Annotated in this window: 22 protein-coding genes; 9 read left to right on the top strand and 13 right to left on the bottom strand. The window is 67.4% G+C overall.

Translation table 11 applies throughout. From position 1 onward, the window contains the following. Positions 1-3: 3 nt before the first annotated feature. Complete coding sequence (locus tag ASF44_RS29905) at positions 4-999, bottom strand: NADPH:quinone oxidoreductase family protein (protein WP_056902885.1); 996 nt, start codon at positions 997-999, stop codon at positions 4-6. A gap of 145 nt (positions 1,000-1,144) precedes the next feature. Between ASF44_RS29905 and surE the strand changes: the two genes are divergently transcribed. The 5 genes from surE (at position 1,145) to rlmD (ending at position 6,072) form a co-directional block, all read left to right on the top strand. After that, positions 1,145-1,921, top strand: coding sequence for a 5'/3'-nucleotidase SurE (gene surE / locus ASF44_RS29900; protein WP_056903076.1), 777 nt, complete (start codon positions 1,145-1,147; stop codon positions 1,919-1,921). Continuing rightward, positions 1,921-2,685 (top strand): protein-L-isoaspartate(D-aspartate) O-methyltransferase, encoded by a 765-nt coding sequence (locus ASF44_RS29895; RefSeq protein WP_056902884.1) that lies wholly within the window; start codon positions 1,921-1,923, stop codon positions 2,683-2,685. The genes surE and ASF44_RS29895 overlap by 1 nt, the downstream gene beginning before the upstream one ends. Before the next feature lie 13 nt (positions 2,686-2,698). Beyond that, positions 2,699-3,622: a peptidoglycan DD-metalloendopeptidase family protein gene (locus ASF44_RS29890; RefSeq protein ID WP_056902883.1), complete on the top strand. Its 924-nt coding sequence runs from the start codon at positions 2,699-2,701 to the stop codon at positions 3,620-3,622. A 73-nt stretch (positions 3,623-3,695) separates the two neighbouring features. Further along, on the top strand, positions 3,696-4,601 hold the full coding sequence (gene rpoS, locus ASF44_RS29885) for an RNA polymerase sigma factor RpoS (RefSeq protein WP_082525163.1): 906 nt from the start codon (positions 3,696-3,698) through the stop codon (positions 4,599-4,601). Between the two features lie 37 nt (positions 4,602-4,638). Then, positions 4,639-6,072 carry a 23S rRNA (uracil(1939)-C(5))-methyltransferase RlmD gene (gene rlmD, locus ASF44_RS29880; RefSeq protein ID WP_056902881.1) on the top strand — a complete coding sequence of 478 codons (1,434 nt, stop codon included), beginning with the start codon at positions 4,639-4,641 and terminating at the stop codon, positions 6,070-6,072. Between the two features lie 9 nt (positions 6,073-6,081). Here the strand turns inward: rlmD and ASF44_RS33030 are convergent, their stop codons facing one another. Beyond that, a complete protein-coding gene (locus tag ASF44_RS33030) occupies positions 6,082-6,432 on the bottom strand; it encodes a hypothetical protein (protein WP_056902880.1) in 351 nt (116 codons plus the stop codon). Positions 6,433-6,551: 119 nt separating this feature from the next. Next, positions 6,552-7,250: a Bax inhibitor-1/YccA family protein gene (locus ASF44_RS29870; RefSeq protein WP_056902879.1), complete on the bottom strand. Its 699-nt coding sequence runs from the start codon at positions 7,248-7,250 to the stop codon at positions 6,552-6,554. 181 nt (positions 7,251-7,431) lie between these two features. On the opposite strand from ASF44_RS29870, the gene ASF44_RS29865 reads away from it, so the two are divergent. After that, a complete protein-coding gene (locus ASF44_RS29865) occupies positions 7,432-7,839 on the top strand; it encodes a heme-binding protein (protein ID WP_056902878.1) in 408 nt (135 codons plus the stop codon). Positions 7,840-7,994: 155 nt separating this feature from the next. Here the strand turns inward: ASF44_RS29865 and hemP are convergent, their stop codons facing one another. The 9 genes from hemP to bfr all read right to left on the bottom strand — a co-directional run bounded on the left by hemP (position 7,995) and on the right by bfr (position 15,668). Next, positions 7,995-8,207, bottom strand: a complete 213-nt coding sequence (hemP, locus tag ASF44_RS29860; RefSeq protein ID WP_082525133.1) for a hemin uptake protein HemP — start codon at positions 8,205-8,207, stop codon at positions 7,995-7,997. Between the two features lie 98 nt (positions 8,208-8,305). After that, positions 8,306-8,716 (bottom strand): biopolymer transporter ExbD, encoded by a 411-nt coding sequence (locus ASF44_RS29855; protein WP_056902876.1) that lies wholly within the window; start codon positions 8,714-8,716, stop codon positions 8,306-8,308. A 1-nt stretch (position 8,717) separates the two neighbouring features. Next, the gene (locus ASF44_RS29850) at positions 8,718-9,434 is read right to left on the bottom strand and encodes a MotA/TolQ/ExbB proton channel family protein (protein ID WP_056902875.1); all 717 of its coding nucleotides are present in this window, start codon (positions 9,432-9,434) and stop codon (positions 8,718-8,720) included. Between the two features lie 27 nt (positions 9,435-9,461). Continuing rightward, positions 9,462-10,163: an energy transducer TonB gene (locus ASF44_RS29845; RefSeq protein ID WP_056902874.1), complete on the bottom strand. Its 702-nt coding sequence runs from the start codon at positions 10,161-10,163 to the stop codon at positions 9,462-9,464. Positions 10,164-10,286: 123 nt separating this feature from the next. Beyond that, on the bottom strand, positions 10,287-10,577 hold the full coding sequence (locus ASF44_RS29840; RefSeq protein WP_056902873.1) for a bacterioferritin-associated ferredoxin: 291 nt from the start codon (positions 10,575-10,577) through the stop codon (positions 10,287-10,289). Between the two features lie 119 nt (positions 10,578-10,696). After that, the gene (locus ASF44_RS29835) at positions 10,697-11,833 is read right to left on the bottom strand and encodes an alpha-hydroxy acid oxidase (protein WP_082525132.1); all 1,137 of its coding nucleotides are present in this window, start codon (positions 11,831-11,833) and stop codon (positions 10,697-10,699) included. Positions 11,834-11,859: 26 nt separating this feature from the next. After that, positions 11,860-12,537: a Fe2+-dependent dioxygenase gene (locus ASF44_RS29830; protein WP_056902871.1), complete on the bottom strand. Its 678-nt coding sequence runs from the start codon at positions 12,535-12,537 to the stop codon at positions 11,860-11,862. Positions 12,538-12,551: 14 nt separating this feature from the next. Beyond that, positions 12,552-14,810 (bottom strand): catecholate siderophore receptor Fiu, encoded by a 2,259-nt coding sequence (locus ASF44_RS29825; protein ID WP_056902870.1) that lies wholly within the window; start codon positions 14,808-14,810, stop codon positions 12,552-12,554. 381 nt (positions 14,811-15,191) lie between these two features. Beyond that, positions 15,192-15,668, bottom strand: a complete 477-nt coding sequence (gene bfr, locus ASF44_RS29820; protein ID WP_056902869.1) for a bacterioferritin — start codon at positions 15,666-15,668, stop codon at positions 15,192-15,194. Positions 15,669-15,931: 263 nt separating this feature from the next. Here bfr and ahpC point away from each other — a divergent pair, with 263 nt between their 5' ends. From ahpC to ASF44_RS29805, 3 genes are all read left to right on the top strand, one after another. Continuing rightward, positions 15,932-16,507 carry an alkyl hydroperoxide reductase subunit C gene (gene ahpC, locus ASF44_RS29815; protein WP_056902868.1) on the top strand — a complete coding sequence of 192 codons (576 nt, stop codon included), beginning with the start codon at positions 15,932-15,934 and terminating at the stop codon, positions 16,505-16,507. Between the two features lie 131 nt (positions 16,508-16,638). Beyond that, entirely contained in the window at positions 16,639-18,213 is a 1,575-nt protein-coding gene (gene ahpF / locus ASF44_RS29810; protein ID WP_056902867.1) for an alkyl hydroperoxide reductase subunit F, read from the top strand. Positions 18,214-18,298: 85 nt separating this feature from the next. Then, positions 18,299-19,594 (top strand): DUF2254 domain-containing protein, encoded by a 1,296-nt coding sequence (locus tag ASF44_RS29805; RefSeq protein WP_056902866.1) that lies wholly within the window; start codon positions 18,299-18,301, stop codon positions 19,592-19,594. Here the strand turns inward: ASF44_RS29805 and ASF44_RS29800 are convergent. Beyond that, the gene (locus tag ASF44_RS29800) at positions 19,588-20,409 is read right to left on the bottom strand and encodes a pyruvate, water dikinase regulatory protein (RefSeq protein ID WP_056902865.1); all 822 of its coding nucleotides are present in this window, start codon (positions 20,407-20,409) and stop codon (positions 19,588-19,590) included. The genes ASF44_RS29805 and ASF44_RS29800 overlap by 7 nt on opposite strands. Between the last annotated feature and the right edge of the window lie 86 nt (positions 20,410-20,495).

The following is a 20,495-nucleotide window of genomic DNA, read 5'->3' as shown; positions in this document are numbered from 1 at the left end:
CGTTCAGGCTGCGGGGTTCACCAGCACCAGCTTGCCCTTGACGCCGCGCGAGCCCATGTGGGCGTAAGCGGCCTTCAGTTCGGACATGGGCATGGTGCTGTCGATCACTGGTTTGATCTTGCCCTGTGCGTACCACTGCGCCAGTTCGGCCAGTGCGGCGGCACTGGCCTTGGGCTCCTGCCGGGCAAAGCCGCCCCAGAACACGCCGACGATGGACGCGCCCTTGAGCAAGGCCAGGTTCAGTGGCAGCGACGGGATCGGTCCCGAGGCGAAGCCGACCACGAGGTAGCGGCCGCGCCAGGCGATGGAGCGGAACGCCGGCTCGGCGAAGTCGCCGCCCACCGGGTCGTAGATGACGTCGGGACCCTTGCCGTCGGTGAGCTTCTTGATGGCCTCGCGCAGTCTACCCGAAGGCGTGTCCTCGCTGTAATTGATGGTCGCGTCCGCACCCAGCGAACGGCACAGCGCGCACTTCTCTTCGCTGGATGCCGCGGCGATCACACGCGCGCCCATGGCCTTGGCGATCTGGATCGCCGAGGTGCCCACGCCGCCGGCCGCACCCAGCACCAGCACCGTCTCGCCGGCCTTCAGTTGCGCGCGGTCCACCAGCGCATGGTGCGAGGTGGCATAGATCATGATGAAAGCCGCTGCGTCGACATGCGGAAAACCGGCCGGCAGCGGCATGCAGGTGGCGGCCTGCGCCAGCGCATGGGTGCCGAAGCCGCCGGTGCCGGCCAGGCAGGCGACGTTCTGGCCGACCGCCACGTTGCGCACGCCTTCGCCCACGGCCTCGACCACGCCCGCGAACTCCGAGCCGGGCACGAAAGGCAGCTCGGGTTTCATCTGGTACTTGTTCTGCACGATCAGCAGATCGGGAAAGTTCAGGCTGGCCGCATGGATGCGCACCAGCACCTGGCCAGGGCCGGGCTGCGGCGTCGGCAGTTCCTTCCAGACCAATGCATCCACGCCCACTGGGTTCTCGCACAACCATGCTTGCATCTCGTGTCTCCTTGGGTTCAGCCTTGACAGATGGGGCTGCATGATAGGCGGCGCGTGCAGCGGGCTGCTCGGTGGTTTGTCCCCCGGGAGACGCCTGGTGCCGGCCCCGTGCAACCCTACAATGCGCGCACTTCGAGCCATGCCCATGAAGATCCTGATCTGCAACGACGATGGTTACCAGGCGCCCGGTGTCGCCGCGCTGTACGACGCCTTGAAGGATGTCGCCGAGGTCGAGGTCATCGCACCCGAACAGAACAACAGCGCCAAGTCGAACGCCTTGACGCTGAACGCGCCGCTCTACGTGCACCAGGGCGCCAACGGCTTTCGCTACGTCAACGGGACGCCGGCCGACTGCATGCACATCGCGCTCACCGGGCTGCTCGGGTACCGGCCCGACCTGGTGGTCTCCGGCATCAACAACGGTGCCAACATGGGCGACGACACCATTTACTCGGGCACGGTGGGCGCGGCCATGGAGGCCTACCTGTTCGGCATTCCGGCCGTGGCGTTCTCGCAGACCGAGAAGGGCTGGCAGCACCTGGATGCTGCCGGCGCCACGGCCCGAGCGCTGGTGCTGCAGCTGATGCAGCGGCATGCCGTGGACGACGCCCCCTGGCTGCTCAACGTCAACATTCCCAACCGGCCGCTGGACCAGCTCAAGCCGGCCAAGGTCTGCCGCCTCGGCCGCCGCCATGCCGCCGAACGCGTGATCACGATGGACAGCCCGCGCGGCGAGACCATGTACTGGATCGGCGGTGCCGGCGCAGCCAAGGACGGTGCCGACGGCACGGACTTCCACGCCACGGCCCAGGGCCATGTGTCGATCACGCCCTTGCAGGTGGACTTGACCGACCATCCGCGGCTGGCGCACTGGGCGGACCTGCTCGCCGGCGTGTCGGGCGGGTCGCGTTCCGCCGTGTGATGGCCACGCGCCCGAGCTTTCCCGCACGCTTGAACACCGGCCCGGCGCCAGCGGCTGCGCCCACGCGCGCGCGCGCTGCCGTGCTGCCATCCGCTCCCCTGCCGCCGGCCCGCGCCGATTTCAGTGCCATGCGCCAGCGCATGGTGCGCCGCCTGGCCACGGGCGGCGTGCAGTCGCAAGCGGTGCTGGCGGCCATGGGCACGGTCGAGCGCGACCGCTTCATCGACAGCGCGCTCGTGGCCCAGGCCTACGAGGACACCAGCCTGCCGATCGGCTTGAACCAGACCATCTCCAAGCCCAACGTGGTCGCGCGCATGTGCGAACTGCTGCTGGGCGCCGAGCTCGCGCGCGAAGGCAAGCCCGCGCGCGTGCTGGAGATCGGCACGGGCTGCGGCTACCAGGCGGCCGTGTTGTCGCTGCTGGCACGCGAGGTCTACAGCATCGAGCGACTGCGCGGTCTGCACGAGAGAGCCCGCGAGAATCTGCGCCCGTTCCGGCTGCCCAACGTGCACCTGCTGTTCGGCGACGGCATGGCCGGCTATGCCAAGGGTGCGCCCTATGCAGCCATCATCGCCGCGGCCGGCGGCGAGGCCGTGCCGCAAGCGTGGCTGGACCAGCTGGCCGTGGGCGGGCGCCTGGTCGCGCCTGTCGCGGGGCAGGGTGGGCAGCAGGCGCTGGTGGTGATCGACCGCACGGCCCAGGGGCTGCGCCAGCAGTTGCTGGAGGCCGTTCATTTCGTGCCTTTAAAATCCGGCGTTGCTTAAACGGAGTGTGTTCATGGTGGTGGGCGAAGGGCGGCGATGGCACGGGGTGGTGGCGCTGATGGTGGCGTTGGCCCTGAGTGCGTGCGCGAGCCGCAATGTGCCTGTGCGGGGCGCACCGGTGGAAAGCCGCGGCACCAGCGCGGGCGAGCAGATCGCGACGGCGCCGGCGGAGGCGCCCGCAAGGCCGGTCGATCCGAATGCCGGCAAGCCGGGTTACTACACGGTCAAGCCGGGCGACACGCTGATCCGCATCGGCCTGGACACCGGACAGAACTGGCGCGACATCGTGCGCTGGAACAACATCGAGAACCCCAACCTGATCGAGGTGGGCCAGGTGTTCCGCGTGGTGCCGCCGGGCGCCCATGTGGCCGAAAACGGTGTGGTCACGCGGCCCGTGGCGCCGACCAGCAGTGCGCAGGCGACGCCATTGGGCCCGGCCGGGTCGGCCAGCGCCCCGAGGCCGGCCGCGAGCACGGCGGCGGCGCCGGCTGCACCGGCGGCTGTTGAGCCTGCACCCGCTCCCGCTGCACCGCCGGCCGTGGCCTCGACGGGTGGCAGCGACGACATGGCCTTCATCTGGCCTGCCTCGGGCACCATGATCGGAGGCTTCGACGAAGCCAAGAACAAGGGTGTGGACCTGGCCGGCAAGGCCGGCGATGCCGTACTGGCCGCAGCCGACGGCAAGGTGGTCTATGCCGGTGCCGGCCTGCGCGGCTACGGCAACCTGATCATCCTCAAGCACAACAACACCTACCTCACGGCCTATGCCCACAACCAGGCGCTGCTGGTCAAGGAAGACCAGACCGTGCGCAAGGGCCAGAAGGTGGCTGAAATGGGCAACAGCGACGCCGACCGCGTGAAGCTGCATTTCGAGATCCGGCGGCAGGGCCGGCCTGTCGATCCGCTCAAGTACCTGCCGCCACGCCCGGCTCCATGACATGAAGAAGCGCAACGCATCCAGCCCAGCCCCCGAGCCGGATGCGTTGAAGGCGTCGTCCCCCGCGTCGGAGATGCCGCCGTCCGGCGAACGGGCGGCCTTGCTGGACGACGTGCCGCTCGAAGGCGAGTCCAGCGACATCCTGACCATGTACCTGCGCGATGTCCGGCGCACCGCGCTGTTCACGCCGCAGGAAGAGTTCGACACGGCAACGCGCGCGCGCGCCGGCGACTTCGACGCGCGCCAGTCGATGATCGAGCACAACCTGCGGCTGGTCGTCAGCATCGCCAAGAACTACCTGGGGCGCGGCGTGCCCATGAGCGACCTGATCGAGGAGGGCAACCTGGGCCTCATGCACGCCATCGACAAGTTCGAGCCCGAGCGTGGCTTTCGCTTCTCGACCTATGCGACGTGGTGGATCCGCCAGTCGGTCGAGCGTGCGGTGATGAACCAGGGCCGCGTGATCCGCCTGCCTGTGCATGTGGTGCGCGAGCTGCAGCAGGTGCTGCGGGCAAGGCGTACCCTGGAGAACGATGCGGCCTTCCAGGCGATCCGTCCCGAAGGCGTGCGCGTGGACGACGTGGCCTCGCTGCTCGGCCGCGACGTGCAGGAGGTCGCCGATCTGCTGGCGCTGGCCGAGACGCCACGCTCGCTCGACGCGTCGCTGGACCGCTCCGACGAGGGCGGCACGCTGGCCGACACCTTGACCGACGACCAGGCCCCCGATCCGTCCAGCATCACCCATTCGCACGAGGTCGAGCAACTGCTGGAGACCTGGATCGGCGCCCTGTCTGCGCGCGAGCGCGAGGTGCTGGATGGGCGTTTCGGGCTGCACGACCGCGAGCCGGAAACGCTGGACACGCTCAGCGAGCGGCTGAACCTCACGCGCGAGCGTGTGCGCCAGATCCAGAACGAAGCGCTGCGCAAGCTCAAGCAACACCTGGGGCGCAACGGCGTCGACAAGGACGCACTGCTGTAGTTGCAGGTCGGGGAGGACGGCCTGAGACAATCGGGCCATGTCCGACGCTTCTCCCCACGATCTTGCCGCTGCCCCAGACGCATCCAGCGATGCAGCCCCACCACCGCCCTGGCTGGAGGTGCATGCGGTGGATCTCGAGGCGCAGGGGGTTGCACGCCGCCCGGACGGCAAGGTGGTGTTCATCGAGGGGGCCTTGCCGACCGAGCGCGTGCTCGCCAACGTCCACCGCAAGAAGAGCCATTTCGAGCATGCCAGCCTGACGGCGGTGTTGCGCGAATCCGCACAGCGCGTGCAGCCGGCCTGCCCGCACTTCGGCCTGCACGCAGGCGCATGCGGCGGCTGCAAGATGCAGCACCTGCATGTTTCGGCGCAGGTCGCCGTCAAGCAGCGCGTGCTCGAAGACAACCTGTGGCATCTGGGCCGCCTGCGGCCCGAGCGCGTGCTGCGTCCGATCGAGGGCCCGGCCTGGGGCTACCGCGACCGCGGCCGCTTGTCGGTGCGCTATGTGCGCAAGAAGGGCGAGGTGTTGGTCGGATTCCACGAGCGCAAGAGCCGCTACGTGGCCGACATGCGCGAATGCCGCGTGCTGCCCCCGCATGTCAGCGCGCTGCTGCTGCCGCTGCGTGCCCTGATCGGCGCCATGGATGCGCGCGAGACGCTGCCGCAGATCGAACTGGCCGTCGGCGCGGATGTGACGGCACTGGTGCTGCGCCACATGGAGCCGCTCAGCGCAGGCGACCTTGCGCAGCTGCGTGCGTTCGCGCAAACGTACGGCGTGCAGTGGTGGCTGCAGCCCAAGGGGCCGGACACCGTGCACCTGCTGGACGCCGACGGGCCGCAACTGAGCTACCGCCTGCCCGAGTACGGCATCGAGATGCCATACCGGCCCACCGACTTCACGCAGGTCAATGCCCACATCAACCGCGTGCTGGTGCACCGGGCATTGAGCCTGCTGGCCGTGCAGCGTGACGAACGCGTCATCGACTGGTTCTGCGGCCTGGGCAACTTCAGCCTGCCGCTGGCCACGCAGGCGCGGGAGGTGCTCGGCATCGAAGGCAGCGAGGCCCTGGTGGCCCGTTCGCGCGACAACTACCAGCGCAATGCGGCCGCGCGCGGCGTCCACGGCCCCCTTGCGCCGACGCGGTTTGCCGCGCGCAACCTGTTCGAAATGACGCCCGAGCAACTCGTGGCCGATGGCACTGCGCAGAAATGGCTGGTCGATCCACCGCGTGAAGGCGCGCATGCCTTGGTGCAGGCCCTGGCACAGCTTCGGCAGGGTCCCGAGCGCTCCGGCTGGCAGCCACCGCAGCGCATCGTCTACGTCAGCTGCAACCCTGCCACGCTGGCGCGCGACGCCGGCATTCTGGTGAACGAGGCCGGCTACCGCTGTGCGGCGGCCGGTGCGGTGAACATGTTCCCGCACACCGCGCATGTGGAAAGCATCGCGCAGTTCGAACTGGCGCCGCGCTAGGGCAAAGGATCAGGAGCCGCGTGCGCCCCGGCGCTCTGCCTTGCCTTCCGGGCTACTGGCCACCGATTCCTCCGTGGTCTCGGCCTTGGGCGAGGGGATGACGGCCTGCACGCCCTCGATCTTGTTCTCGCGCATGTACTGGTCCATCTCCCGCCAGCCCGCGAAGATGGCCGCGCGCGGCGCCTTGGGGTTGAGCGTGTAGCAGTCTTCCAGCGAGCGCAGCGCATGCCGGCAGCCGCCGCCCGTGGCCTTGGCGTCGGCCTCGCGCGCCATCACCTTGGGATCGGGATAGACGCCCGGGATCTCACAGCCCGCCAGCAACAAGGCAACGCTCAGGATGGCGAGAAGACGTGCAGACATGGGCGGCCTCGGACAAGGGATGTGTTCATTATCGGCACAGGTACGCCTGACATTGAATGCAAATTGCGCCCCAAAGAAAAAGGCCCCGAAGGGCCTTTCGCTGAACGCAGGAGCGGGGCTCAGTCGCGCTCGCCGCCCATGATGCCCAGCAGGGCCAGCAGGCTCTGGAACACGTTGAACAGGTCGAGGTACAGGGCCAGCGTGGCGCTGATGTAGTTGGTCTCCCCGCCGTCCATGATGCGCTTGAGGTCATACAGCATGAAGGCGCTGAAGATGCCGATGGCCGCGACCGACAAGGCCATCATGCCGGCCGTGGAGCCCACGAACACGTTCACGATGCCGCCGACCAGCAGCACGATGGCGCCGACGAACAGCCACTTGCCCATGGACGACAGGTCGCGCTTGATCACCGTGGCCAGGCTGGCCATCGCCAGGAAGACGCCTGCGGTGCCGCCGAAGGCCGTCATGACGAGTTCGGCGCCGTTCGAAAAGCCCAGCACCATCGCAATCATGCGCGACAGCATCAGGCCCATGAAGAAGGTGAAGCCCAGCAGCACCGGTACGCCGGCTGCCGAGTTCTTGGTCTTCTCGATCGCGAACATGAAGCCGAATGCGCCACCAAGGAACACGATCAGGCCCAGGCCGCCGGTCAGCGAAGCCGTGATGCCCGTGGACACACCGACCCAGGCGCCCAGCACCGTCGGCAACAGGCTCAGCGCCAGCAGCCAGTAGGTATTGCGCAGCACCTTGTTGCGCTGCTCCTGGGAAACTTCAAAGCCGCCGTAGCCGGCGTCGTAGGTGCGTACTTGATTGGTCATGAATGGACTCCTCATTGCCTTGATCGGCAGTTGCGGGAATTCTAGGGAGATTCAAGGGCCAGGCCGCAATACCACTGCGGGGTCCACCCTTATTGCCCGAGGGGAATTTCCGGGGCGCGGCCCCGCCTCCAGGGGACCCGGTTTTGTTTATGCTCGCCGTCTTTCCTTTGCAAAGAGCACCATGAAAACCAAGTCCTTTCTCGAACTCTCCGACCTGAAGGCGATCGCAGCCGCCGCCGAGGCAGAGGCGCTCAAGAACAACTGGGCCGTGACGATCGCCATCGTCGACGATGGCGGCCACCTGCTGTGGCTGCAGCGCCTCGATGGGGCACCCGCCGTGTCGGCCCACATCGCCCCCGCCAAGGCCAATACCGCCGCGCTGGGCCGCCGTGAGAGCAAGGTGTACGAGGACATCGTCAACGGCGGGCGGACCGCGTTCCTGAGCGCGCCGGATCTCAAGGGCCTGCTGGAAGGTGGCGTACCCATCTTGAAGGACGGCAACTGCCTCGGTGCCGTGGGCGTAAGCGGCGTGAAGTCGACCGAAGACGCGCAGATCGCCCGCGCCGGCATTGCTGCCATCGGCCTGTAAGCGCATCCGCCACCAAAACAAAAGCCGGCCCATGTGGCCGGCTTTGTCGTTCGTGCGTGGAAAAAAATGCGTGGCTGGCGGGGCAAAGCCCGGTGGCTGGCAAAAACGACCCTTGGAGACTGGAAGCCAGTCTTGGAGTCGCCCCACGATGAAACCTATTTGGTCAAGATCAGCTTGCCGAGCTTGGTCGTCTGCAGGCGGTAGATGGCGCCGTTGTGCTTGATCTCCACGGCCTTGTGGCCGCGCAGCAACTCGTGGCTGTCGACCGCCAGGGCATCGGCTGCGCTGACTTGCGGCATGCCCGCAGCGGCAAAACGTTGGAGCGCGGCGGCGTTGCCGGACATCAGGGTATGGGTGGCTGCGTGCATGGTGTCGGTCCCTTGGTCAACTTGCGATGGAGTTAATGATAACAATTCGCAATTCGAAGTCAAGAAATGGGGCGAAGTATTTTTCGCCCCCCGTGCCATCAGGGTTTCGGTTCGGTGATGAAGCCGATCTTGCGCACGTTGGCCTGGCGCGCGGCCGACATGGCCTGGGCCACGCGCTCGTAGCGCACCTCGCGGTCGCCGCGGATATGCAGCTCCGGCTGCGGTTCCTTGGCGCCCTCGGCCTGCAGGCGGGGTAGCAGTTCCTCGTCGGTGATGCGCGTCTCGTTCCAGTAGTAGCCGCCATCGGCGGCCACTGAGAGGCGAACGGTCTCCGGCTTGGCGTCCTCCTGCTCGCTGCTGGCGCGGGGCAGGTCGATGTTCACCGCGTGCTTCATCACCGGGATGGTGATGATGAAGATGATGAGCAGCACCAGCATGACGTCGACCAGCGGCGTCATGTTGATCTCGTTCATCACCTCATCGGCGTCGTCCTGGGTGCCGAAGGCCATCTCAGGCTCCCTTCTTCATGGCCACCACGTTGGCCGTGCCGCCCGTTGCCACGCGGGCGCCGGTCACGAAGTAGGCGTGCAGGTCGTGGGCGAAGCTGTTGAGCTTGTTCAGCACCGACTTGTTGCCGCGCACCAGCGCGTTGTAGCCCAGCACGGCCGGAATGGCGACTGCCAGGCCCAGCGCCGTCATGATCAGCGCCTCGCCGATGGGGCCGGCCACCTTGTCGATGGTCGACTGGCCCGACAGGCCGATGGCCAGCAGCGCGTGGTAGATGCCCCACACCGTGCCGAACAGGCCCACGAACGGGGCGGTGGAGCCCACCGAGGCCAGGATCGCCAAACCGGATTGCATGCGGGCCGTGGTGGCGTCGATGCTGTTGCGCAACGTGCGCGTGATCCAGTCGCTGACATCCAGCGTGTCGTGCAGGTGCGCCTTGGTGTTGCGGTGGTGGGCGGTGGCTTCGCGGCCTTCCTCTGCCAGGCTCAGGAAGGGGTTGCTTGGATCCTTGCCCAGCTTGGCCATGCCGGTGGCGAAGTCCTCGCTGTGCCAGAAGCCGTCGGAGGCGTTGGCCATCTTCTTGTAGCGGATGATGTCCAGCGTCTTGATCAGGATCACGACCCAGGACGCCAGCGACATGACGAGCAGCATGATGGCCACACCCTTTGTCACGATGTCGCCTTGTTGCCAGACGTTGGCGAGGCCGAAATGCGATTCCATGCGTTACTCCAGAAGGAAAGAAGAAAGTTATTCGAGGACGTAGTTGACCGGCGCTTCGTACCACATGGCCTGGACCACGCCGTTGACCTTGCCGGGGACATAGCGGCACTTCATGACGTAGTCGATGGCCGAGCGGTCGAGCCGGTCGAAGCCGCTGGAGCGCTTGATCTCCGCGCGCTCCGGCTGGCCATTGGTGCCGATCAGCACGCGCACCAGCACCTTGCCCTGCTCGCCCAGGCGCCGGCTGATGGCGGGGTACACGGGGCTGGGGTTCTGCAGGTAGCTGGCGTCGCTGGAAGGCAGCTGGATCTTGGGCGGGGCCGGAGGGGCGGGCGGCGGCGGCTCGGGGGCCGGTGCGACCGGTTGCTCGATGGGCGGCAGCGGCGCCGGCGGCGCGACCACGCCGGTGGGAGCCGCCGGTGCCGGTGTGGGATCCTGGATCGCCTGGGGTTGCGGCGGCGGTGGCAGCGTCGGCGCCTTGGGCTTGACCACGGGCTTTTGCACCTTCGGCGGCGTCGGCGGGGCCGGCGGGGGCGGTGGTGGCGGGGTGGGCTTGGGCGGCTCGACGAACTGCGACAGGATCTCCACCGGCACGATCACCTCGACGGCACGGACCAGCAGGCCGCTCTGCAGCGCCCACAGGGCCGCTGCGTGGAAGGCGATCACGCTGCCGACGATGACCGTGTTGCGGCTCAGGCCACTGCGTTCGGGATAGGTGCTGGAAGCCATAGTGAAAAGGACAAATGCCGAAGCAGGCGCCGAGCCGGCGCCTCATGGAAAAACGCGCTGAAGGGAGTGTCGCGGCCAGGGCCTATCTGCGAAAGATCCACCAGGCCGAGCCGACGACCAGGATCAGGCTGCCGCCGAGAGAGAACAGTTCCATGCAACGCCTTCCGTGATGCTGCTGGCGAGCTTGGGAACCGGGGCGTCGAGACCGCGGTCATCGGGCCCGGTGGCGCTGTGCAAGGCCGCGACGGGATGCATGCGGCTGCATTGGTCGACGACCTCGCGCGCGCATCCTTCGCACCGACCACATTGCGTGGCCACGCCCAGTTCGAGCTGGATGTCGTCGAAGCTCAGACCGGCCCGCACATGGCGGACGATTTCGCGGTCGGAGATCCGGTTGCACACACAGACGATCATGGCGGTGAAGGCGGGTTGGTGGCTGGCTGGTAAGTGTTGCCCGCGATTATAAATACGAATTCATCGCATTTGTGAAACTTATTGGTGCGAAGGCGCGTGCGGTGTGGGGCTTTGGGGCTCTACCGGGTGGGGCGCCAGAGCATGTGCGGGCTGCAGTCGCCCAGGCTGGCGCAGCCGCACAAGGCCATGGCGATCTCCAGTTCGTCGCGCAGCAGGCGCAGCACATGGGCCACTCCCACAGCGCCGGCATTGGCCAGGCCCCAGGCCACTGGCCGCCCGACCAGCACGGCGCGGGCGCCCAGCGCCATGGCCTTCAGCACATCGGTGCCGCGGCGGATGCCACCGTCCACCAGCACGGGCAGGCTGGTGCCGATGGCATCGACGATGGGGGGCAGCAGCGCTGCCGTCGGGGGCATCGTGTCCAGCGTCCGGCCGCCGTGGTTGGAGACGATGAGCCCGGCCACCTGCAGCGCCGCCGCCTGGCGCGCATCGTCGGCATGCGTCACGCCCTTGAGCAGCACCGGCAGCCGGCTGATGGATTGCAGCCACTGCACGTCGTCCCAGGTGGGGGCGTACTGCAGCAAGGCGTCGAACATTGCGCTCTGGCCTGGGGCCAGGGTGACAGGCGGCGCCGGCGGCAACGTCGCCAGATGCACGGCGGCGGCATGGGGTGGCACCTGGAAGCCGGCGCGGCGTTCGCGGTCGCGCGCGCCGCTGGTGGGGGCATCCACGGTCAGCACCAACGCCTCGTAGCCGGCCCGCTCGGCACGCTGCACCAGCTCGCGCGTGAAGCCGCGGTCGTGCTGCAGGTAGAGCTGGAACCACAGCGGGCCGCGGCCCGGCTCGTGCGCGATGGCTGCCGCAATGGTTTCCAGCGGCGTGCTGGTCTGGGTGCTCAGCACCAGCCCGGCGCCCAGCGCGGACGCCGCGTGCGCCGTGGCCAGTTCGCCGTCGGCATGCGCCATGCGCTGGAACGCCACCGGCGCCACCAAGATGGGGTGGGCCAGTGTGCGGCCCAGCAGTTCCACTCGCGTGTGCCCGCCTTGCAGCGGGCGCAGCACGCGCGGATGCAACTGCAGCGCGTCCCAGGCGGTGCGGTTGGCACGCAGCGTGATCTCGTCGCCCGCGCCGCCGCTGAAGTAAGCCCAGGCCTTGTCGCCCAGCCTGGTGCGCGCGTGGGCCTCATGGTCGGCCAGGGTGGCCAGGCCGGCGGGCAGGCGGTCGACGGCAGGAACAGGCGGTGGGGCTGCGGGCATGCCGCCAGTATCGCAACGGCGCCGGCTCAGGTCTCTGCCCAGCGCCGCACCAGGTTGTGGTACAGCGCGGTCAGGCGCAGCACCTCGTCGCTGTCGCCGCCGCGTGCGCGGAGCTTCTGGATGGTCTGGTCCAGTTCGAACAGCATGTGGCGTTCGGTGTCGTCGCGCACCAAGCTCTGCAGCCAGAAGAACGAACCCACGCGGGCGCCGCGCGTGACCGGCTCCACCCGGTGCAGGCTGCTGGATGGGTAGAGGATCAGGTCGCCAGCCGGCAGCTTGACCTCGTGCGTGCCATAGGTGTCGGACACGACGAGCTCGCCACCGTCGTAGTCATCGGGATCGGTCAGGAACAGCGTGCACGACAGGTCGGTGCGCAGGCTGCTGCCGTCGGGCAGGTGGCGCATGGCGCTGTCCACATGCATGCCGTACTGGCCGCCGCCCTCGTAGCGGTTGAACAGCGGCGGCTCGAAGCGCCGCGGCAGGGCGGCGGCGTGGAACAGCGCTGAGCGCGACAGCGCCGCCAGAATCTGCTGGCCCAGCTGGCGCGCCAGTGGCGTGCCGGCCGGCAGCTGCAGGTTGCGCTTGACGGCAGCGCCCTGGGCGCCCGCCGTGCTGCGGCCGTCTTCCCAGTCGGCGGCAGCCAACGCGGCGCGCATGGCCTGCACGGCGGTGGCATCCAGCACTTCGGGAACGTGCAGCAACATGGTGGGCTCCAGGCTCAGAACTGCAGCTTGGCCGTCACCACCGCCGAGCGTGGCGTGCCGATGGTGGCGCGGTTGCCGGCGTTGTTGATGCGCGCGATGTAGAACTTGTCGGCCAGGTTGAACACGTTGAGTTGCAGCGAGAAGTTCTTGTTGATCTCGTAGCCCAGCATGGCGTCCAGCACGGTGTAGCTCGGGACCTCGGGCACGAAGGCCACGGCCGCCGCGTTGGTCGAGCGGGCCTGGGTGTCGACGTAGCGCACGCCACCGCCCACCGTCAGGCCGAAGGGTAGCTTGTAGGTGCTCCACAGCGTGGCGGTCAGCTTGGGCGAGTAACGCACGGCTGCCCCGGTGGTCGTGGCCGTCCGCGAGCCCTCGATGACCTTGGCACTGGTATTGGCCAGGCCGGCGATCAGTTGCCAGGCCGGCGTGATCTGGCCGATGGCGCTGAATTCCACGCCCTGGACCCGGGTCTTGCCGTACTGGTCGACCGCGCCGGTCACCGGGTCCGGCGTGCCGACTTCGTTGGTGTTGTCGGTGCGGAACAGCGCGGCGGTCAGTGCGAGGCGTTTGTCCAGCACATCCCACTTGGTGCCGATCTCCGCGCTACGCGCCTTCTGCGGATCCATGTTGGGACTGTTGCTGTTGCCGGCCGTGCCCGAGAGCGCGAAATCGCTGCCCGGCGGCCGGGCCGACGTGGCGTAGGCAACGTAGATGCTGCCGTTGGCCGCTGGCTTGTAGACCGCGCCGACCTTGCCGGTGAACAGGTCGCCGGAGTCCGACAGATTGACGGGAGCCGTGGTCGTGCCGGTGGCGGGCAGGCTCAGGTACTCGGTGCGGTAGTGCTCCCAGCGCACGCCGGCGTTGACCTGCCAGGCCGGGCTGAGCTTGACCGTGTCGAACAGGTAGGCGGCGGTGGTGGTGACCTCGCCATTGGTACTGGCGCCGTTGGGTGTCACGGTGACCAGAGGGCGGCCCATGTCCGGCGCATACAGGCTGGTATAGGCCTGGTACGCCGTGCCGACCAATCTGCCATTGCTGGCATTGATGTTGGCGGCCATGGTGCCGTTGTGTTGCTTCTCGCGCGCGAACTCCAGCCCACCGCTGAAGCTGTGCTCCAGCCCGCCGAGCTTCAGATCTGCCGTGATGTTGGTCTGGTTGGCCAGGATTTCGTTGCGCTGCAGCTTGCCCTGCGGCAGCAGGCGCACCAACCAGGTAGAAGGATCGGCGAGGTTCGGCGCGATCACGGTGCTGGAGAACGGCGCGGTCAACACCAAGTCCTGCTTGGTCCGGCCCCAGCGCGTGATGTTGCGCACTGTCACGCCGGGTGCCAGGTCGTGCTCGATGCGCGCCGTGAACATGTCGGAATCCACGTCGTCGTGGTCGGAGGCCCAACCGTAGTAGTTGCTTTCATCGACCGCCGGGATCTGCGTGCCGCCCAGGGAGGTCACTGACCAGCCCGGCAGGCGCGTCGTCACGAAGCCGCCATCGGGCCGGTTGCGCCGGTTCATGTGCAGGTAGGAGAAGTAGGTCCGCGTCGGCGTGCCCAGGCCCAGGGCCAGCGAGGGTGCAAAGCCCCAGCCCTTGTTCTTGACCTCGTCGCGGTCGACCACGCCGCTGTCCTGTGCCATCAGGTTCAGGCGGAACGCGGCGGAGCCGGACTCGTTGAGCTTGCGGTTCAGGTCCAGCGTGCTGCGCTTGAGGCTGCCGCTGCCCAGGCTCACGGTGGCATTGGCGTCGTTCTCGGCGAACGGCACCTTGCTCTGCAGGTTGATGTAGCCGTTGGGCGAGCCGCGGCCGATGTCGGTGCCGGCCGGGCCCTTGACGACCTCGACCTGCTCGATGTTGAACATGTCGCGCGTGATGGTGCCTACGTCGCGGATGCCGTCCACGAAGATGCTGCCCTGCGCGTCGAAGCCGCGCAGGTAGACCGCATCGCCGGTGGCGGTGTTGCCGTTCTCGCCCATCTGCAGGGTGATGCCGGGCGTGTTGCGCAGCGCATCGGTCAGCGTGGTGGCGGCCTGGTCGCGCAGCACCTCCTTCCTGATGACCGTGACGGTCTGCGGCGTGTCGACCAGCGGCTGCGTGAACTTGGGCGAGGAGACGCGCTCGGGCTTGTACTCGGTCTCGGTGGTCGACTGGACCTGGACTTCGCGCAGCGTGCCGGCGGTATTGGCCGGCGTGTTCTGGGCGGCAACCGGCAGCGCGATGGCGACCAGGGTGGCCGCCGCCGCGCTGCTCGCACGCGGGTGCTTGCGGCTGGTGATGTAGGACATGGATGCTCCGATGGATCTGCGGTGGTGAGCTGGCTGGCTGACGCAGATCGGCCCCGGTGGCGGGGACGCAAGGAGCGGTTGGCGGGCTGGGAAGTTGCAGCCGCCGGTCACCGGCGGCACAAGGCGCGCAGATGATATTTATTCTCATTCCTGAAGGCCAGTGTGACGTTGTGTGACAACAACGTCACGCGCCTGGTCGGACGCGGACACCGCCGATGGCCAGCATGGCGACTGGGCCCCCGCAAAAGAGCCACCCCCACGGTGTGGCTGCTGCGTGAAGGTGGTGGCTCCGGGCGGGCGCTGCGCCGCGCAGCGCCAAAAAAAACGGCGGGAGAACCCGCCGTTGTCGATCCGGCCGCCGTCGGCCGTGATGCTTTGCGATCAGTCCAACTCGCCCATCTGGCTCTGCAGGTAATTCTGCAGACCGACCTTCTGGACCAGGTCGATCTGGGTTTCAAGGAAATCGATGTGCTCTTCGGTGTCGTCCAGGATGCCTTGCAGCAGGTCGCGCGAGACGTAGTCGCGCACGGTTTCGCAGTGGGCGATGCCGTCCTTGATGGTCGCCTGGGCGCCGTATTCCATCTTGAGGTCGCAGTTCAGCAGTTCGGGCACGTCCTCGCCGACCATGAGCTTGCCCAGGTCCTGCAGGTTGGGCAGGCCGTCGAGCATGAAGATGCGGTCCATGAGCTTGTCGGCGTGCTTCATCTCGCCGATGGACTCCTCGTACTCCTTCTTGGCCAGCTTGGTCAGGCCCCAGTGCTTGAGCATGCGGTAGTGCAGGAAGTACTGGTTGATGGCCGTCAGCTCGTTCTTGAGCTGCGCTTGCAGATGTGCGATGACTTGGGGGTCGCCTTGCATGGGGTGTTCCTTCTTATGTGCTGTGGTGTGGATCAAGACGCGCATTGTCCTGTGGCGGCGACGACTGCGCCAACCAATGCCCCCGTGTTTGTGGTGTGGCTGCGGGTGACATTGATAGGCGTTCCTGCTCAGCGCGCGCCCGGCAGCGCCTGCGCATTGGCTTTTTCAATGCAGGCCATATCGGCAAACGATTGGTCCTGGCCCAGGGACGAGGGTTAAAGTTCGGGCTTCGCGAATTTTCCAACTGCCTTCATAGGAACAACATGTCTTTGATCAACACGCCAGTCCAACCCTTCAAGACCACCGCCTTCGTGAACCGCACCGGCAAGGGCGAGTTCATCGAAGTGACGGAAGCGAACCTGAAGGGCAAGTGGTCCGTTCTGATCTTCATGCCGGCTGCCTTCACGTTCAACTGCCCGACTGAGATCGAGGACGCAGCCGAGAACTACGCCGAATTCCAGAAGGCCGGCGCCGAGGTCTACATCGTCACGACCGACACGCACTTCTCGCACAAGGTCTGGCACGAAACCTCCGACGCCGTTGGCAAGGCCAAGTTCCCCTTGGTCGGCGACCCGACGCACCAACTGAGCAATGCCTTCGGCGTGCACATCCCCGAAGAAGGCCTGGCCCTGCGCGGCACCTTCGTGATCAATCCCGATGGCGTGATCAAGACGCTGGAGATCCACTCCAACGAGATCGCCCGTGACGTCTCGGAAACGCTGCGCAAGCTGAAGGCTGCCCAGTTCACCGCCGCCAACCCCGGCCAGGTCTGCCCGGCCAAGTGGAAGGAAGGCGCCAAGACCCTGACGCCTTCGCTGGACCTGGTCGGCAAGATCTAAGCAGCCGGCAACGGCAGGGCGCACACGCTGCGCCCACGAGCCGGACAGCGTCATGGCGGCCATCCGCCATGCCGTCCGGCTTTTTTTCGCCCGTCCGATCCCCAAATAACGCATATCCAAAGGAATTCACCATGCTCGACGACCAACTCAAGACCCAGCTCGGCGCCTACCTGGAGCGCGTCACGCAGCCGTTCGAGCTGGTGGCTTCCCTGGACGACAGCGAGACTGCCCGCGACATGCGCAGCCTGCTGGAAACGGTCCAAGGCCTGCGCAGCGACAAGATCGCATTGCGCCTGGACGGCAACGACGCGCGCAAGCCCTCGTTCAGCGTCCAGCGCACCGGCACGAACACGCAGTTGCGCTTTGCCGGCCTGCCGCTGGGCCACGAGTTCACCTCGCTGGTGCTGGCACTGCTGTGGACCGGCGGCCACCCGCCCAAGGTCGAACAGGACGTGATCGACCAGGTGCAGGCGCTGGACGGCGACTACGCCTTCGAGGTCTACATGAGCCTGACCTGCCACAACTGCCCCGACGTGGTGCAGGCCCTGGCGCTGATGGCTGTGCTGAACCCGCGTGTGAAGACCACCGTCATTGAGGGCGGCGCCTTCCAGCAGGAAGTGAACGACCGCGAGATCATGGCCGTGCCCATGGTGTTCCTGAATGGCAAGGTGTTCGGCTCGGGCCACATGACGCTGCAGGAGATCGTCGCCAAGCTGGACACCGGTGCCGCAGCGCGCGATGCCGCCAAGCTGTCGGCCAAGGCGCCCTACGACGTGCTGATCGTGGGCGGTGGCCCGGCCGGTGCCGCCGCCGCCGTGTACGCGGCGCGCAAGGGCATCCGGACGGGCGTGGCGGCCGAGCGGTTCGGCGGCCAGGTCAACGACACGCTGGCCATCGAGAACTACATCTCGGTCCTCGAAACCGACGGCCCCAAGTTCGCCGCCGCGCTGGAAGCCCACACGCGTGCTTACGACGTGGAGATCATGAACCTGCAGCGCGCCGACAAGCTGGTGCCCGCGACCGAGCCCGGCGGCCTGGTCGAGGTGCAACTGGCCAACGGCGGCGTGCTCAAGGGCAAGACCGTGATCCTGTCCACCGGCGCACGCTGGCGCAATGTGAACGTGCCCGGCGAAGCCGAGTACCGCAACAAGGGCGTGGCCTATTGCCCGCACTGCGATGGCCCGCTGTTCAAGGGCAAGCGCGTGTCGGTGATCGGCGGCGGCAACTCGGGTGTGGAGGCCGCGATCGACCTGGCCGGCATCGTGAGCCACGTCACGCTGGTCGAGTTCGCCGACCAACTCAAGGCCGATGCCGTGTTGGTCCGCAAGCTGCACAGCCTGCCCAACGTGACGGTGCACACCAACGCGCAGACCACCGAGATCACCGGGGCCGAGGGCAAGGTCAACGGCCTGCGCTACAAGGACCGCGCGACCGGCGCCGAGCATCTGGTGGCGCTGGAGGGGGTGTTCGTGCAGATCGGCCTGGTGCCCAACACCGAATGGCTCAAGGGCACGGTGGAGTTGTCCAAGTACGGCGAGATCATCGTCGACGCACGCGGCCAGACCTCGGTGCCCGGCGTGTTCGCGGCTGGCGATGCGACGACCACGCCGTACAAGCAGATCGTGATCGCGGCGGGAGAGGGCGCGAAAGCGGCACTCAGCGCGTTCGACCACCTGATCCGCAGCCCGGCGGCGGCCCACGCCTGAGTGCGGCAGGTGCCTCGCGCTCGGAAGGGGCGCGGTGGCTGCCTTCCTACAGCCGGGGGCCCTGGAGCGTCGTAGGCTAGGGACCATGTCTTCTCATCCCTGGCGCCTGTGGGGCCGGCTGCGCGAACAGCTCTGGTTCAAGCCGGCGTGGTGGAGCGTGGTCGCCACGTTCGTGGCCCTGGCGGCCGTGCTCGCCAACGGTGTACTGCCCGATGGGGTTCTGCCCGACGTGGAGCGGCAAACCCTGCAAGGCCTGCTGACCATCATCGCGTCCAGCATGCTGACCGTCAGCACCTTCTCCCTGTCCATCCTGGTACAGGCGTTCTCGTCGGCAGCAGGCAGCGCAACGCCGCGTGCGCTGCGCGTGATCATGGGCGACGACAACGCGCAGACGGCGGTGGCCACCTTCATCGCGGCGTTCATCTATGCCGTCATCGCGCTGTTGGCGCTCGGCTTGGGCTACTACGGTTCGACCGGGAGGTTCGTGCTCCTGCTGGTCACCATCGCAGTCGTCGTGCAGGTCATCGTGATGCTGATCCGATGGATCCGCACGCTCTCCCAGCTTGGCCGCATGGGCCATACGGTCCAGCAGGTGGAGGCCGCCGCGAGTGCGGCCCTGCGCGACCATTGGCGCGATCCGGCGTTGGGCGGCAGGGCGCTGGAGACGGTGCACGGCCTGCCCGGCATGCCGCTGCGTGCGGTGGCCACCGGCTATGTGCAACATCTGGATGTGCCGGCCATGCAGACGCAGGCACAGGCGCAGCAATGGGAAATCCGGCTGGTCCTTCGGCCTGGCGCATTCGTCGTGCGAGGGCAGGTGCTTGCCATGGTCGCCGACGCACAAGGGCGGGCCGCGGTGCTGGCGCCAGAGCAGGAGGCGGCGCTGCGCCGTGCCATCGAGGTCGGGGCGGAGCGCAGCTTCCTCCAGGACCCACGTTTCGGGCTGCTGGTGCTCAGTGAGATCGGCCAGCGGGCGTTGTCTGCGGCCGTGAACGACGCCGGCTCCGCCATCCAGGTGGGTGGCTCCATCACGCGGGTCCTGGTCGACGCCTGGGCGCAGCACCGGGCCGGGCCGCCGTCCGATCCGCCGTCGGCCGATCGGTGCGACCGCGTCTACGTGCCGGCCCTCGACGATGCCGACTTCGTCCGCGATGCGTTCGCACCGCTGCAGCGCGACGCTGCGGGACTGGTCGAAGTGCACACGCGCTTCACCAAGCTGCTCGGCGCCATCGCCGGGGCCACGGGCGGCGTGCTGGCGGAAGAGGCGCGCCGCCTGGCCTGGCGTGGCTGGCTGCTCGCGCGTGAGCAGACTGTTCTGGAGGAAGAACGTGATGCCTTGCAGCGGCTCGCGCGGCAGGCCAGTGGGCGTGCGGCTCAGTAGGTGAGCCGTTCGGGCCGCACTTCCTGCAGGATCGTGGTTGCGATTTCCTCGATCGACTTGGTCGTGGTGCTGAGCCAGCGGATGCCGCTGCGCCGCATCATCGACTCGGCCGCGGCGACCTCCATGCGGCAGTTGTCGAGCGCCGCATAGCGCGAGTTGGGCCGGCGTTCGTTGCGGATCTCCGAAAGGCGCTCGGGGTTGATGGTCAGGCCGAACAGCTTGGCGCGGTGCGGCACCAGCGCTGGCGGCAGGTGGTTGCGCTCGAAGTCCTCCGGAATCAGCGGGTAGTTCGATGCCTTGAGCCCGTATTGCATGGCCAGGTAGAGCGAAGTGGGCGTCTTGCCACTGCGGCTCACGCCGACCAGGATCACGTCGGACTGCTGCAGGTCGCGGTCGCTCTGGCCGTCGTCGTGCTCCAGCGAGAAGTTGATCGCGGCGATGCGGTCGTTGTACGCCTGGCTCTTGCTGATGTCGGAGAAGCGCCCCACGCGGTGGTGCGACTTGATGCCGAGCTCCACCTCCAGCGGCCGCACGAAGGTGCCGAACATGTCCAGCAGCATGCCGTGGCAGTGCTGCTCGAAGAACTGCAGCACCTCCACATTGACGATGGTGGTGAACACCAGCGGCTTGCGGTTCTCGACCTCGGCCGTATGGTTGATCTGCCGCACCGCCTGGTGGGCCTTGTCGATGGTGTCCACGAAGGGCAGGCGCACGTGGCGCGTCTTCATGTCGAACTGCGCCAGGATGGCGTTGCCGAAGGTTTCGGCCGTGATGCCCGTGCCGTCGGAAATGAAGAATACGGTGCGGGTCGTCATAGGTGCTCCAGAAAACTGCGGGGCCATTTTGCAGGAACCGGGCCTACACGCCATGCCCGGGCTGGCCCCTACAATGCCGCCCCAAT

Source organism: Pseudorhodoferax sp. Leaf274, from assembly GCF_001422445.1.
GTDB lineage: Bacteria > Pseudomonadota > Gammaproteobacteria > Burkholderiales > Burkholderiaceae_C > Pseudorhodoferax.
The sequence above is the reverse complement of the archived record's forward strand: the minus strand, read 5'-3'. Positions and strand labels throughout refer to the sequence as shown.

Bases quoted from the DNA above. Each gene is read 5' to 3' on its own strand.
- ASF44_RS29800 (WP_056902865.1), bottom strand. From the start codon at position 20,409: ATGACGACCCGCACCGTATTCTTCATTTCCGACGGCACGGGCATCACG.
- ahpF (WP_056902867.1), top strand. From the start codon at position 16,639: ATGCTCGACGACCAACTCAAGACCCAGCTCGGCGCCTACCTGGAGCGC.
- ASF44_RS29855 (WP_056902876.1), bottom strand. From the start codon at position 8,716: ATGGCCTTCGGCACCCAGGACGACGCCGATGAGGTGATGAACGAGATC.
- rlmD (WP_056902881.1), top strand. From the start codon at position 4,639: ATGTCCGACGCTTCTCCCCACGATCTTGCCGCTGCCCCAGACGCATCC.
- rpoS (WP_082525163.1), top strand. From the start codon at position 3,696: ATGCCGCCGTCCGGCGAACGGGCGGCCTTGCTGGACGACGTGCCGCTC.
- ASF44_RS29840 (WP_056902873.1), bottom strand. From the start codon at position 10,577: ATGATCGTCTGTGTGTGCAACCGGATCTCCGACCGCGAAATCGTCCGC.
- bfr (WP_056902869.1), bottom strand. From the start codon at position 15,668: ATGCAAGGCGACCCCCAAGTCATCGCACATCTGCAAGCGCAGCTCAAG.
- ASF44_RS29825 (WP_056902870.1), bottom strand. From the start codon at position 14,810: ATGTCCTACATCACCAGCCGCAAGCACCCGCGTGCGAGCAGCGCGGCG.
- ASF44_RS29895 (WP_056902884.1), top strand. From the start codon at position 1,921: ATGGCCACGCGCCCGAGCTTTCCCGCACGCTTGAACACCGGCCCGGCG.
- surE (WP_056903076.1), top strand. From the start codon at position 1,145: ATGAAGATCCTGATCTGCAACGACGATGGTTACCAGGCGCCCGGTGTC.
- ASF44_RS29805 (WP_056902866.1), top strand. From the start codon at position 18,299: ATGTCTTCTCATCCCTGGCGCCTGTGGGGCCGGCTGCGCGAACAGCTC.
- ASF44_RS29835 (WP_082525132.1), bottom strand. From the start codon at position 11,833: ATGCCCGCAGCCCCACCGCCTGTTCCTGCCGTCGACCGCCTGCCCGCC.
- ASF44_RS29905 (WP_056902885.1), bottom strand. From the start codon at position 999: ATGCAAGCATGGTTGTGCGAGAACCCAGTGGGCGTGGATGCATTGGTC.
- ASF44_RS29850 (WP_056902875.1), bottom strand. From the start codon at position 9,434: ATGGAATCGCATTTCGGCCTCGCCAACGTCTGGCAACAAGGCGACATC.
- ASF44_RS29830 (WP_056902871.1), bottom strand. From the start codon at position 12,537: ATGTTGCTGCACGTTCCCGAAGTGCTGGATGCCACCGCCGTGCAGGCC.
- ahpC (WP_056902868.1), top strand. From the start codon at position 15,932: ATGTCTTTGATCAACACGCCAGTCCAACCCTTCAAGACCACCGCCTTC.
- ASF44_RS29845 (WP_056902874.1), bottom strand. From the start codon at position 10,163: ATGGCTTCCAGCACCTATCCCGAACGCAGTGGCCTGAGCCGCAACACG.
- ASF44_RS29865 (WP_056902878.1), top strand. From the start codon at position 7,432: ATGAAAACCAAGTCCTTTCTCGAACTCTCCGACCTGAAGGCGATCGCA.
- ASF44_RS29870 (WP_056902879.1), bottom strand. From the start codon at position 7,250: ATGACCAATCAAGTACGCACCTACGACGCCGGCTACGGCGGCTTTGAA.
- ASF44_RS29890 (WP_056902883.1), top strand. From the start codon at position 2,699: ATGGTGGTGGGCGAAGGGCGGCGATGGCACGGGGTGGTGGCGCTGATG.
- ASF44_RS33030 (WP_056902880.1), bottom strand. From the start codon at position 6,432: ATGTCTGCACGTCTTCTCGCCATCCTGAGCGTTGCCTTGTTGCTGGCG.
- hemP (WP_082525133.1), bottom strand. From the start codon at position 8,207: ATGCACGCAGCCACCCATACCCTGATGTCCGGCAACGCCGCCGCGCTC.